This is a genomic window from Sulfurospirillum halorespirans DSM 13726, assembly GCF_001723605.1.
GTDB lineage: Bacteria > Campylobacterota > Campylobacteria > Campylobacterales > Sulfurospirillaceae > Sulfurospirillum > Sulfurospirillum halorespirans.
In genome coordinates this window covers 163949-177069 of record NZ_CP017111.1, presented here as the reverse complement: position 1 = coordinate 177069, position 13121 = coordinate 163949, and the positions used below count along the sequence as shown (strand labels likewise).

At 41.2% G+C, this 13121-nt stretch carries 15 protein-coding genes; 9 read left to right on the top strand and 6 right to left on the bottom strand.

The annotated features are described in order from the left end of the window. Nucleotides 1-86 precede the first annotated feature (86 nt). Genes SHALO_RS00890 through SHALO_RS00880 form a run of 3 tightly spaced genes read left to right on the top strand, consistent with a single transcriptional unit; the run spans nucleotide 87 to nucleotide 2548 of the window. Complete coding sequence (locus SHALO_RS00890; RefSeq protein ID WP_069476965.1) at nucleotides 87-971, top strand: metal ABC transporter solute-binding protein, Zn/Mn family; 885 nt, start codon at nucleotides 87-89, stop codon at nucleotides 969-971. Between the two features lie 12 nt (nucleotides 972-983). Further along, complete coding sequence (locus SHALO_RS00885) at nucleotides 984-1745, top strand: metal ABC transporter ATP-binding protein (protein ID WP_069476964.1); 762 nt, start codon at nucleotides 984-986, stop codon at nucleotides 1743-1745. Beyond that, nucleotides 1742-2548, top strand: a complete 807-nt coding sequence (locus tag SHALO_RS00880) for a metal ABC transporter permease (protein WP_069476963.1) — start codon at nucleotides 1742-1744, stop codon at nucleotides 2546-2548. The genes SHALO_RS00885 and SHALO_RS00880 overlap by 4 nt, the downstream gene beginning before the upstream one ends. A gap of 99 nt (nucleotides 2549-2647) precedes the next feature. Here SHALO_RS00880 and SHALO_RS00875 read toward each other — a convergent pair whose 3' ends face one another. Beyond that, nucleotides 2648-3553 carry a DMT family transporter gene (locus tag SHALO_RS00875; RefSeq protein WP_069476962.1) on the bottom strand — a complete coding sequence of 302 codons (906 nt, stop codon included), beginning with the start codon at nucleotides 3551-3553 and terminating at the stop codon, nucleotides 2648-2650. 177 nt (nucleotides 3554-3730) lie between these two features. Here SHALO_RS00875 and SHALO_RS00870 point away from each other — a divergent pair, with 177 nt between their 5' ends. The 5 genes from SHALO_RS00870 to SHALO_RS00850 all read left to right on the top strand — a co-directional run bounded on the left by SHALO_RS00870 (nucleotide 3731) and on the right by SHALO_RS00850 (nucleotide 7011). Further along, nucleotides 3731-4045, top strand: a complete 315-nt coding sequence (locus SHALO_RS00870) for a c-type cytochrome (protein ID WP_084010634.1) — start codon at nucleotides 3731-3733, stop codon at nucleotides 4043-4045. Between the two features lie 16 nt (nucleotides 4046-4061). Continuing rightward, complete coding sequence (locus SHALO_RS00865) at nucleotides 4062-4376, top strand: hypothetical protein (protein ID WP_069476961.1); 315 nt, start codon at nucleotides 4062-4064, stop codon at nucleotides 4374-4376. A 100-nt stretch (nucleotides 4377-4476) separates the two neighbouring features. Then, nucleotides 4477-5217, top strand: coding sequence for an amino acid ABC transporter ATP-binding protein (locus SHALO_RS00860; protein WP_069476960.1), 741 nt, complete (start codon nucleotides 4477-4479; stop codon nucleotides 5215-5217). Between the two features lie 24 nt (nucleotides 5218-5241). After that, complete coding sequence (locus SHALO_RS00855; RefSeq protein WP_025343385.1) at nucleotides 5242-6042, top strand: transporter substrate-binding domain-containing protein; 801 nt, start codon at nucleotides 5242-5244, stop codon at nucleotides 6040-6042. Nucleotides 6043-6045: 3 nt separating this feature from the next. After that, nucleotides 6046-7011, top strand: a complete 966-nt coding sequence (locus SHALO_RS00850; protein ID WP_069476959.1) for an amino acid ABC transporter permease — start codon at nucleotides 6046-6048, stop codon at nucleotides 7009-7011. A 20-nt stretch (nucleotides 7012-7031) separates the two neighbouring features. Here SHALO_RS00850 and SHALO_RS00845 read toward each other — a convergent pair whose 3' ends face one another. From SHALO_RS00845 to pyrC, 4 genes are read right to left on the bottom strand one after another with little or no spacing between them, the layout of a single operon-like run. Then, nucleotides 7032-8183: a PilZ domain-containing protein gene (locus SHALO_RS00845; protein WP_069476958.1), complete on the bottom strand. Its 1152-nt coding sequence runs from the start codon at nucleotides 8181-8183 to the stop codon at nucleotides 7032-7034. A gap of 39 nt (nucleotides 8184-8222) precedes the next feature. Then, a complete protein-coding gene (locus SHALO_RS00840; RefSeq protein ID WP_238585265.1) occupies nucleotides 8223-9083 on the bottom strand; it encodes a sensor histidine kinase in 861 nt (286 codons plus the stop codon). Next, entirely contained in the window at nucleotides 9061-9726 is a 666-nt protein-coding gene (locus tag SHALO_RS00835) for a response regulator transcription factor (RefSeq protein ID WP_069476956.1), read from the bottom strand. Before SHALO_RS00835 ends, SHALO_RS00840 begins: the two co-directional genes overlap by 23 nt. Then, nucleotides 9716-10723: a dihydroorotase gene (gene pyrC / locus SHALO_RS00830; RefSeq protein WP_069476955.1), complete on the bottom strand. Its 1008-nt coding sequence runs from the start codon at nucleotides 10721-10723 to the stop codon at nucleotides 9716-9718. Before pyrC ends, SHALO_RS00835 begins: the two co-directional genes overlap by 11 nt. Nucleotides 10724-10803: 80 nt before the next feature. Here pyrC and SHALO_RS00825 point away from each other — a divergent pair, with 80 nt between their 5' ends. Beyond that, nucleotides 10804-11823, top strand: a complete 1020-nt coding sequence (locus SHALO_RS00825; RefSeq protein WP_069476954.1) for an aldo/keto reductase — start codon at nucleotides 10804-10806, stop codon at nucleotides 11821-11823. 39 nt (nucleotides 11824-11862) lie between these two features. Here SHALO_RS00825 and SHALO_RS00820 read toward each other — a convergent pair whose 3' ends face one another. After that, nucleotides 11863-13044: an ammonium transporter family protein gene (locus tag SHALO_RS00820; protein WP_069476953.1), complete on the bottom strand. Its 1182-nt coding sequence runs from the start codon at nucleotides 13042-13044 to the stop codon at nucleotides 11863-11865. Between the last annotated feature and the right edge of the window lie 77 nt (nucleotides 13045-13121).

The window sequence follows — 13121 nt, the reverse complement described above, 5'->3', positions numbered from 1 at the left end:
ATTAAAGAATCATTCTAAGTCACAACTAAGTTGCATTGGATTAAGATTGCATCCAAATTATGCAACTAAGTCGCAAAGGAAACATCATGAAATACATTCTTCTTCTCGTCACACTTCTCTTTGGTTCACTCTTAAGTGCCGCTCAGACCGTTACGGTCAGCATTTTGCCTCAAAAATATTTTGTGGAACAAATCGCGAAAAATTTTTTACATGTAAACGTTATGGTAGCGCCAGGGGCGAACCAACACACCTATGAGCCAAAGCCTGCGCAAATGAAAGAGCTTGCCAGTTCTGATGCCTACTTTAGCATCGGTGATGGATTTGAAAAAGCGTGGCTTCCTAAATTTCAAAGCACTAATCCCAAAATGGTGATGGTCGATACAGTAAAAGGCATTGAAAAAATAGCGATGGTGGAACACCATCATGAAGATGAAAAAGCAGATCCTAAAAAAGAGGCGCATCACGACCACGACCATGAAGATGAATCTCTCGATCCACACGTTTGGCTTGACCCCATTTTAGTCAAAACGCAAGCTAAAAATATTTACGATGCACTGGTCACACTTTATCCAGCACACGCAAGTGAATTTACCAAAAATTACGAAGCATTTATCGTCTCAATCGATGCGTTAGATGCGTCTATTCAAAAAACCCTTAGCGACATTAAAAGCCGTAAATTTATCGTCTTTCACCCTTCGTATGGCTACTTTGCTAAGCGCTATGACTTAGAGCAAATTGCGATTGAAGTGAGTGGGAAAGAGCCAAAACCAAGTGAGTTAGCGACCATCATCAAAGAAGCCAAAGAAGAAAATGCTAAAGTGATTTTTGTTGCGCCTCAGTTTTCTCAAAAAAGTGCCATCAGTATTGCCAAGCAAATTAATGGCAAAGTTGTACCCATCGATCCTTTAGCTTATGCGTGGAGTGAAAATCTTTTGAGCATTGCCAAAACGTTTCAATCAGAACTAAAATGATATAATCGCTTTATGCAAAATGATATTCAAATCAATCACCTCTATTTTAGTTATGATGGCGCGTGCGTGCTGGAGGACATCAACCTCCAGTACAACACGAGCGAATTTTTAGCCATCATTGGTCCCAACGGTGGCGGTAAAAGCACCCTCTTAAAGATGATGATAGGATTGCTGGAACCTGAACGCGGCGAAGTGCTTCTTTTTGGTGAAAACCCTTTACATGTAAGCCATGAAATTGCTTATGTTCCCCAAGATACCATCGCCAATAAAGACTTTCCCATTAAAGTGATGGACGTTGTTTTGATGGGCAGACTCTCCAAATCCAAAGCCTTTGCAACGTACTCAAAAGAAGATCGCGCGATTGCGCTCGGCATGTTAGAGCGAGTGGGCATGAAAGGGTTTGAAAACCAAAAGATCAACACGCTCTCAGGCGGACAACGCCAACGTGTTTTCATCGCCCGCGCCCTTGCGTGTGAAGCCAAAATTATGTTTTTGGATGAACCAACCGCAAGCATCGACACCGCAGGACAAATCGATATGTTTAAACTGCTCAAATCGCTCAACGAAACGGTCGGCATCGTCATCATTAGCCACGACATCAATGTCGCACTTAATTACGCCACAAAAGTCGTCCATGTCAACAAAACGCTCTTCGTCCACGATGTGCCAAAAACTCAAAATTTCAAAGTCTTTGAAAATCAAAACGAACATGTTTGCCCCGTTGAGCTGATCAGCGCAACTCGTTGCAATCATTTCCCCAAAGAGCTCGCATGATGGATATTTTAAGTTTTGATTTTATGCAAAATGCCCTTTGGGCGTCTTTGTTGGTCAGCATTATTTGTGGTGTCATTGGAACACTCACCGTTATCAATCGCATGGTGTTTATCGCAGGGGGCATTGCACATGGCTCGTACGGTGGAGTTGGGTTGGCGCTTTATTTTGGTATTGCTCCCATGCTTGGAGCATCGCTGTTTTCACTTTTTTTAGGGGCAATCATCGCCTACATAACGCACCAAAACAACGCACGTCTTGATGCACTTATTGGTGTTTTATGGGCATTTGGTATGGCGCTGGGTATCATCATGACCGACCTTACACCTGGGTACAATGTGGATTTGATGAGTTATCTTTTTGGTGCGATTTTATCAGTAACTCCCGAAGATCTTTACAGCATGGGTACGGTGTTGGTGTTGGTTTTAGCCTTTGCCATTATCTTTTACAAACAACTCTTAGCCATGAGTTTTGACGCGCAATTTGCCAAACTTCGAGGCATTAATGTCACACTGCTCTATTTTGCATTGGTCTTGATCATAGCCCTTGGTGTTGTGATTATCATCCGTGCAGTGGGGCTTATCTTGGTGATTGCACTGCTGACCATTCCACCGTATATTGCCGAAAAATTCACCAATTCCGTAGGTGGCATGATGGTCGTATCTTCGCTTCTTTCAGCACTTTTTTGCACACTCGGGCTTTACCTCTCGTATCGCTTCAACCTTAGTGGCGGTGCATCCATCATTCTTGTCGCAACCACGCTCTTTTTCCTACAACTTTTATACAGCAGACTGACGAAAGATTAGAACGCATGCAAAACTTATTTTTCATGCGCTCAAAGCACCAAAGGTGCGTGGGCTCTCTTCTGAAGAGAACCCAGTGTTAACGTAGTGTTTGAATGCTAATTAAAGTCTACTCTTTCGTCTTCGGTACTGCTCGATAAAATATGAGCCTAATTCCGCAATCACCATGCCGCACAAAATCATCCCCGCACCACACATTTGAGAAAAACTTAGAAGCTCGTTTGCAAAATAGTAGCCAAAAATTCCCGCACTCACAGGTTCCATCGTAAAGATGATCGCTGTTTTAGCCGCGGTTGTAAAACGTTGCATCGCCGTTTGCACCCAAAAGGCAAAAATCGTCGCAAAAATGACTGTAATCGCAATAGCATTGATAAAAAGCAGATCCATTTGAGGCGGAACAATAGAGCCTTCCAAAACAATCCCACCCAGCAAAGAGCAGACGCCCACGGTTAAAAACTGAATGGTCACCAAAAGATAGACATTGTGTTTTCGAGAAAGATGCCCCGTAAAGACGATATGCAGTGCAAACATCATCGCACAGATGAAGGCATACAGTTCGCCTAACGAGAGTCCGATCTCACTGTTAAGCGTTAAAAAATAGAGCCCAATGGCTGCCACAATCGCCCCTAAAGAGGAGAAAACCGAAGCTTTATGTTTAAAAATAAGATACGAAGCAAATGGAACCACAATCACACTCAGTCCCGTGATAAAGCCAACCGTTGAAGAGTACGTGTAGGTCAGTGCAAAAGTTTGAAACGCGTAGCCTAAAAACATGAAAAGACCCAAAAGTATTCCCGCTTTTAAAACCTCTTTGTTGATCAAATGCAGGTGTTTAAACGAAATGAGTGCCATCAAAAGACCGGCTAAGAAAAAGCGCCAAAATAAAAAAGTGTACACAGGTGTCTCATTGACCGCCGCTTGTACCACAAAAAAGGTACTTCCCCATGCCACAGCCACCATTAAAAGTAAAAAATCTGCACCCAATTCTTTGAATTTATTGCTTATCACATTTTACCTCTCACATTTGATAAAAGTTGAATTGTATCAAATGATGTGTGAAAATACAGCCCATGCAAATTAAAGTTTTGCGAAAAAAAAATTTTATTTATCTCCCTAACAATAACATGATATAATCAAGTTTAGTAAAATATTTTTATTCTTATTTAATATTGGAGGCTTTTAGTTATGGCACGAAACATTAAAAATTCCCTTCTCACAATTCTCCTTCTCTCTTCTTTTTTATATGCCCAAAATAATGGTGAATCGCTTTTTAAACAATGCGCAGGCTGTCATGGAGCGGATGGTCGAAATAAAGCCTTTGGCAAAAGTGGTATTATTGCAGGACAGAGTGCGGTAGAGCTAATGGAAAGTCTAAAATTTTATAAAGAGAGTGAGTTTAAAACCCACAGTACCACGTTAGTTATGTCCAAACAAGTCAAAAATATGAATATGGAAGACTTAAACGAAATTGCAAACTACGTCTCAAAATTACAAAAATAGCCTTTAAAGGATTGATATGAAAAAGATCATCTGTGCCATATTTTTTGGTACATGCCTGCTTTCAACATCTCTTTATGCAAGTACCGTAAAAGGAAAAATATTTTATGCACAGTATTTAAAACCTGTTTGTGGTTTTAATGGAGAAGTCATGGGGAAGAAACATACGGTTAGTGAATGGAAAACCTTTTATGACAATAACCAACTCTCTCTTGCAATTAAAGCTCTCTGTCCTAATGCCCCTTTAATGACTACTGAAAAAGATCTTACCAATTTATATCATTTTTTGAGTTCTTTTGCCAGCGATAGTGGTAATGTACCCTCTTGTAATTAACAATTTTGACCTTTTTCAACATGTAAAAACTCCTTTATCTTACTTTTATATTCTACTGCTACAATTATGCTCAATGCCATTTAATGAATGAAAGGTTTGAATGAGTCAAGCGATCGTGCGCATGGAAAATGTCAATAAATATTATGACGCGTTTCATGTGCTTAAAAATATTAATTTTTCCGTTACCGAAGGTGAAATCGTTGTCATTTGCGGCCCTAGTGGCAGTGGCAAATCAACGTTGATTCGCTGTATGAATAAACTTGAAGAGATTGATAGTGGTGAAATTGTCATCGATGACTACAATCTTTACAGTAAAAAAACCAATATCAATCAAGTCCGTGCTGAGACAGGAATGGTCTTTCAGCATTTTAACCTTTTTCCCCATTTAACAATTCTGGAGAATATCACCATCGCTCAACGTAAAGTGAAAGGGATGAGCAAACACGATGCCAACGAAGCAGCGCTTAAATTATTGGAGCGTGTTGGACTGGTGCATAAAGCAGAAGGCTATCCTAATGAGCTCAGTGGTGGTCAAAAACAGCGTGTTGCCATTGCGAGAACGCTTGCAATGAAGCCTAAAATTATCCTCTTTGATGAACCAACCAGTGCGCTTGATCCCGAGATGATCGGTGGTGTTTTGGATGTTATGCGCGAGCTTGCCCATGAGAACTATACGATCGTTTGTGTGACACATGAAATGGGTTTTGCCAAAGAAGTCAGCGATCGCATCGTCTTTATGGACGAGGGTGTTATTATAGAAGAAGCAACCCCTGAAGCTTTTTTTGCCAACCCCAAAACAGAACGTGCTCAGAAATTTTTACAAGAGATATTAACACACTAAAAACCAAATCTTTAAGGAGTAGCAATGAAAAAACTTTTAGCTGCATTACTTGTAATGCTAGGCATTAACGCTATGGCTGATGACATCAACCTATGGCAAAAATCAACCCTCAACAGCATCGTGCAAAAAGGGGTTTTAACAGTAGGCTTGGAGCCTGGTTATATGCCATTTGAGATGAAAGACAAACAAGGAAACATCATCGGTTTTGATGTTGATATGGCGAATGAAATGGCAAAAGCAATGGGTGTTAAACTTCAATTGGTTCCAACTGCATGGGATGGCATTATTGCAGGACTTTTGACAGGTAAATATGACATCATTATGTCTGGTATGACGATTACTCAAGAGAGAAACCTCAAAATCAACTTTGCTGATCCTTACATCAGTGTAGGTCAAACCATTCTTGCTTCCAAAAAACATGCAGGTAAAAAATGGAGCGATTTGGATAAACCCGAATACACCATCGTCACAAAAATTGGTGTAACCGGAGAAATCGCGACACGTAAAATGTTTAAAAAAGCAAAAATCAGAACCTTTGAAACAGAAGCAGATGCTGCACAAGAAGTACTTAATGGCAATGCTGACGGAATGGTTTATGACAAACCGTACAATGCTATCTTCTTCGCTGAAAAAGGTGCTGATAAATTAGCACACCTTAGTGATGAACTTACCTATGAACCTCTTGGTTTTGCGATTCGTAAAGGTGATCCAGATTTTCTTAATTGGCTCAACAACTTCCTAAATCAAGCTAAAAACGATGGTACATACAAAAAAATCTACGACAGATGGTTTGCAGATACCGCTTGGCAAAAAAAGGTAATGTAACCAGTGGCAAAGACAAAACAAAATCTTTTGCACAATAAAGCATTCGGTCATTTTATGGCCGTTGCTTTTTATGTTGCATTTGGCTACTTGCTCTTTACGGCAGCTTCTAACATGAACTACATTTGGAAGTGGACGAGCGTGCCACAATACTTTGCCTATGAAAAAACGCAGACCATTACAGCACCGCTTGATGGTATCATCCAAGTGCGAGGATCTGCACTGGTTATTCAAGGACGTGATGATAGCAAAGAGATTACCATTGACTCAGGATACTCTTTGAGTGTCAAAGAGGGTGATAGTGTTTATGAAAATGACACTCTTGCTAAAAAAACATCCATGCAAATGGGACCTTTGCTGGAGGGCTTAATTGTAACACTTGAGATTTCAGGTCTTGCTGCGATTTTAGCCTTTTCAATAGGCGCACTGCTTGCCTTTATGCGTATCTCGAATTACCAATTTTTAAAAGATATTGCAACCGTTTACATTGCAGTCATCAGAGGAACGCCTCTTCTGGTTCAAATTTTTATTTTCTATTTTATTATTGCTACGATCTTTGAACTTGAACGCTTTCTAGCAGGTGCCGTATCACTCGGACTCTTCTTTGGAGCCTATATCGCTGAAGTTTTACGAGGTGCGATTCAATCCATCGATAAAGGGCAATACGAAGCTGCAAAATCTTTGGGTATGAACTACACACAAACGATGATTTATATTATTATGCCTCAAGCACTCAAACGAGCACTTCCAACTTTAGTAGGAGAGATGATCGCGCTTGTTAAGGACTCTTCACTCGTCTCTGTTATCTCTATCACCGATCTAACCAAAGTAGGTCGCGAGATCGTTGCAAATACCTTTTCACCCTTTGAAACATGGCTTATTATTGCAGCAGTCTATTTTGCAATTACATTTTTACTCTCAGTACTCGGACATAAAATCGAAATGAAAATGAAAAAACAAGGTGGTATGTAAGCACCAAAGCTTACGTGCCATCACACCCTGTATTCGTTTAATTCGTTATTGAGATCTTCTAAAATTTCATGCTCTCGTTTGGTAATATAATGCAGTATCTTTTCACTCATCTCACGATTGGGAACAATCCGCATACAGTAACGGTAAGAGTCTTTATACTCAATCACATTAATGACTTCCCCTTGAACCTCGATCTTTTTATCACCATTCACAGAAGTGGAAACGCTGTTGAGCTCAAACGCAACTAAGACTTTTGCACCTACAAAAATACCATTATTCTCACTGCTCACAACACCCAAACCGTTCATCGAGAGGTCATACAAACGCCCTATCGTTTGCATATTGCCAAACTGATGCAGGTAAACATTGGCGATAATATCCGGATGAACGCGAATAAACTCACGTTGCAGTGCAGGCATATTTAAAAGGTAGATAAAGTTTTTTAACACCACCGTATTGTTCTGAAAATCACTGTAAATAATATCGGCTTTGAGGTGTTTATTAAAATAGTTATTTTTGACAATGAACGCTTGTCCATCCAGTTTCATCGCAATTTCTTGCAGTTTATCGATGCGAAAGGTTACTTGCTCACCCTCAATCTCGACAATACTCGCTTCAGAGCTGATCGGAACACCTTTATAGAGGTTAAGAAAGGTAACGCTTTGATTATCATCCCTCATCGTATGAAAGGCTTCAATAATATTGTTGGTGGGGGTAAACATCACATCACTGCTAAAACTGACATCAAAAGCAGCTGTGGCGTTGCACACTTTAGGTGTCACTTCACTTTCAATAACATTGATAAAATGACTCACACAACCGATCAAAAGTTCCACTTGTGAAGCAATCTCTTGTTTACGCACAAACGAGAGATAGCTTTCAATCAAATAAAAGAGAGTACGATTGATCAAAAAACCAATCATAACACCATCGTGTCTCATACGGACAAAAAGATCTTCTCTGAGTTCTTCAATGTCGTAGTCGCACTTAAAAAGCCCTTGATAAATCGTTAAGGCGATCTCTTTTGCCTCATCCTTACTCACAGCCTTATCGTAATTCACGCACAAGCAGGTAAAATATTCTGTAAAAGAGAGCTCAAACTCTTTCAAAAAAAGCGCAGAAGCAGCTAAAAATTTCTCTTTGTCGCTGGAGGAGATAACTTCTTTTTCCATCGTAATGTCCCGTTGATTGATGATTTTGGCTTGATTATATCATTTTTTATTCAGAAGATGTGAAATATCCAAGACGACTTCTGTACCCACATTTTTTTGCGAATTGATCCGCATGGTAATCTTAAACTCATCGCAATAGGCTTTAACAAGACTCAATCCTATGCCATATCCCTCTTTGGTTGTATCAGCTTGATAGTAGCGATCAAATGCCAAAAAGAGCTCCGCTTCACTCATACCTAACCCTTGATCTTTAATGATAAGGTTCTCTTTTTCTTGGAAAATACGAATCGCATTATGATCTTTATTGTATTTCAACGCATTATGTACCAGATTTGAAATGACTTTGGCAAAGCCGTGTTTATCGGCAAAAATCTCTACATGTAAAACGGTATGAATGATGGCAACACCTTCTGCCATCTCTTTTTGTTTTTCAACAACGCTTACAATGAGCTCATCAAGGTAAAACTTCTCGCGAACGTCTTCTTGAATCTCTTTTTTGATGTAATAATCCACCTCTTTGTAAAGGGCATACAGATCTTTGCTCGCCAAGTCAATGCGCCCTAAACGTTTGAGCTTCTTTTCATCTTGCTCATCGGCTTGAAGCATCTGAAGATTGGCATTGATGACAGAAAGAGGAATATTGAGTTCATGAAGTGTGTCTTTGAGCAAAATATCTAAAAAACGGTTGGTTTTAAACAACGATGAGAGCGTGTAAGAGACAATCAAATAGCCTCCAATAAGCGATGCCATGAAGATTGAGAACACCACCCAGCTTTTAGCCTCGCCTGCGTATCCCCATAAAGCGATGCCAAAGGAAACAAGGAGACAAATGGCAAAGCTAAACGCGATGATAGAACGAATAAAAAAGATTCGATCACTACTTCTCAAAGCGATACCCAATTCCTCGAATATTAACGATGACCTCTTTACCAAAAATCTTTTTAAGATTGTTGATATAGACGCGAATGGAGCCCTCATTAATCTCTTCACTACTGCTCCAAAGGCGCTCGTGAATCATCTCTTTGGTGACTACGTTTCCGCGCTCTTTGACCAATAAATAAAGCAGTTCAAAATCTTTGAGGTTAATATCAAGTTCCTCTTTATTGCAAAAAAGACGTTTGCGCGCAAGATTGAGTTTATACGCTTCATCGATGCTTAGCCAATCATCCACAATCCCTTTCGCGCGCGCTAGCAACGCTTTAATGCGCAGCAATACCTCTTCCAAATCAAACGGCTTTTTGATGTAGTCATCCCCACCCAATATAAAACCTTTCGCAAGGCTCTCTTGGTCATTCAGTGATGTCACAAAAATAGCAGGCGTGCGATCTCCCGCAGCGCGAAGCTCTTTTAAGAAGTCAAATCCGTTCATATCTGGCACTTTGACATCTAAAAGATAGAGATCAAATTTATGTTCATAACACTGCTTCAACGCTTCTTTGCCACTTTTCACCAACGTACATTCATACCCATTTCCGCTCAAAAAATCTTCGAGTGTTTGAAGTAGCAATGTGTTGTCTTCGAGAATAAGAATTTTATACGACATATTTGATACTCCAAGCTAATGTTTCGTTTGCAAACATAGGAACAACGTCACCATAACTGTGTGTTACTACAAAGGGTGTTTTTTCTAAAACAACCTCTTTATATGGGGCTTTGTAGCCATAAATGGTTTGTGCAGTGTTACTCACAAACGCTTGCAGGTTTGCTAAGGCGTTATGTTTGTCAAAGAGTTCAACCAACGCCTGCAGTGCGATGGGCGCTGTGAAAACACCCGCCGCACAGCCACAGCACTCTTTCTTATGAATCGGATGCGGCGCCGAATCACTTCCAAACATCACTTTAGGATGAGCCTTAAGGCTTACATGTAAAAGCGCGTCTCTGTCTTCATAACGCTTCGCAATCGGTTTACAGAATAGATGCGGTTGAAGCATACCACCTGCGACATCATCTAATGTAATCAAAAGATGGTGGAGTGTAATCGTGGCATAAAGATTTTCATATCGGTCTAAAAGCGCCACACTCTCTTTAGTGGTGATGTGCTCCATCACAATTTTCAGTTTTGGAAAAGCCGAAGCTAGACTTTCATAAATGGAGCCAAACTCTTTTTCCCGATCCATCACAAATCCATTGGTCTCACCGTGCACGCATAAAATGAGTCCCAAATCACTCATCGCTTCTAACACAGAGCGCAAAACTTCGATGTCCATGCTCGCCACACCACCTTCAGAATTGGTCGTAATGCCCGAAGGATAGAGCTTCAAAGCTTTTACATGTAACGCCGCTTTTTCTAAAAATTCACGCGTGTAATCCGAACGAAAAAAGAGTGTCATCAAAGGCTCAAATACGTTGTTGCCAATGGCGCTCATAATGCGCTCTTTATAGGCAATGACTGCTTCAATGGTCGTAATGGGAGGAACAACATTGGGCATAATCATACCACCCACAAAGCTGTGCGCACTCAAAGGTGCCACCACCTTGAGCATCGCTTCATCACGTAAATGCAGGTGCATATCAAGAGGAGAAATCAGAGTGTGGGTCATTACGCATGCCTTTTTGGTTTTAATTATATCAAAGCAAGCCCAAAATGTTATACTTCCATCAAAAATGTTAAGGCATACCTATGGAATATCGTTACATTGGGAAAAGCGGACTAAGAGTAACCCCTATTTGTATGGGAACGATGAGTTTTGGTAGCTGGAGCGATAAAGCCGAATCCTTTAAAATCCTCGATACTGCGTACGATCGTGGTATCAATTTTTTCGATACTGCAGAGCTTTATCCCGTTCCTCCTCGCGGTGACTATGCGGGTGAGACTGAGAAAATTATTTCTGAGTGGCTTGCGACGAAACCACGTGAAAGCATTATTTTAGCAACGAAAATGGCAGGTGCAGCCAATGGTTGGTTTGTTCCACCGATTCGCCATGGACTCACTGCGATCGATCGTTTTCACATTCAACGAGCCATAGAAGGAAGTTTGAAACGTCTCAAAACTGACTACATCGACCTTTACCAAGTGCATTGGCCCGATGAGCTCGTTCCCAAAGAAGAGTCGATGCGCGCACTCGATGAACTGGTCAAAAGCGGAAAAGTACGCTACCTCGGTACATCCAATGACTCAGCGTATGGACTCACCAAGTCCAACACGATTGCGCAGTATGAAAAACTCGCGCGCTTTGAGTCGATCCAAAACAATTTCTCACTGCTCAATCCTCGCTTTTTGGATGAACTCTCCAATATCTGCCGTAAAGAAAACGTCTCACTCCTTCCTTACTCGCCGATGGCTGGAGGCGTTTTGAGCGGTAAATACAATCAAGCGTTCATCGACCCCAAAAGCCGTTTTGGCGAATACCTTCACGCGGGAGAGCCCAGACAAAAAGCAATGTACAAACGCTTCGTCAATGAAAAATCACTCGGCGCAACCGCTAAATACCTCGACATTGCCAAAAAATATGGCATGAGTCCTGTCACCCTCGCCATTGCGTGGAGCATGCACTTTGATTTTGTCGCCTCCACCATCATCGGCGCGCGCTATGCCACACAGCTGGAAGAGAGCTTCAAAGCGCTTGAACTCAAACTCAGCCCTGAGATTTTAAACGAATGCGAGAAGGTGCAAAAAGAGATTTTATACCCAATGGGGTGAGTTTACATGTAAGGGTTAATCCCTTACATGTAAAGATTTTCAGACTTTGGATTTGGCAAATTCTGGATACGCTTCCAAGCCACACTCTTCGAGATCAAGCCCCACGTATTCGTGTTCTTCGTCACTTCGCAGACCAATCATTTTCTTAATCAGAACAAACGCAATATAGGAAATTGGGAAGGTAAACAGTCCTGTTAATGCAATGCCTTTGAGTTGTGTAAGCAGTGAAAAATCGGCAAAGAGTGCCACGGCAAGCGTACCCCAAATACCATTGACCAAGTGAACGGAAAGCGCACCTACAGGATCATCGATTTTGAATTTATCAAAAAGAGGAACGGCAAAAACGACCAATATCCCACCAATGGCACCGATGATAATGGGCTCCCAAAGTCCAACGACATCGGCACTTGCGGTAATAGCGACAAGTCCGCCCAATGCACCATTGAGTATCATCGTAATGTCCAGTTTTTTATACTGAAAATAGATAATAAACGCAGCACTAATCGCACCTGCAAGCCCAGCAGTGTTGGTATTGACGATAATGAGTCCAACCAAGTCTGCTTTTTCAACACTGGAAATCGTAAAAGCACTGCCGCCATTGAAGCCAAACCAACCAATCCAAAGGAGCATCGCACCAAGCGTCACTAAAGGAATATTAGACGCAGGAATCGCCCGCACCTGTCCCTCTTTACCATAACGCCCTCGCCTTGCACCTAAGACCAAAATACCAGCCAACAGTGCCCATCCGCCGACAGAGTGAATCACCGTACAGCCAGCAAGATCATGCACCTCTTTGAGAAAGCCTCCGCCCCAAATGGCATTGCCGACCATGGGGTAGATAAATCCACTCATAAGAACGGCAAAAATCATAAAAGGAACAATGCGAATACGCTCACTCACACCACCACTCATAATAGAAACCGTTTTACTCACAAATGCCATCTGAAAGAGAAAATACGCATACGCACTGTAACCCTCAACGGCGACACCGTTTAAGAAAAAGCCGTTCCCACCAAACATGAGGTTATAACCCCACAACAGAAAAACAAACGACGTAATCGCGTAGAGCATTACATTGCCTGTCAAAACGGCTGAGGCATTTTTACTGCGAACCAGCCCTGCTTCAAGCATGGCAAAACCTGGAACCATCAAAAGAATTAAGACAGCCGTAAAAAGAAGAAAGAAGGTGTCAATGACATATTGAATTGAAGATACATCCATTACATGTAACCTTTGTGTGAACTAAAATGTAATGGAGGATTGTACAAAAAAGGGAGGATGACAGGTGATTAAAATTT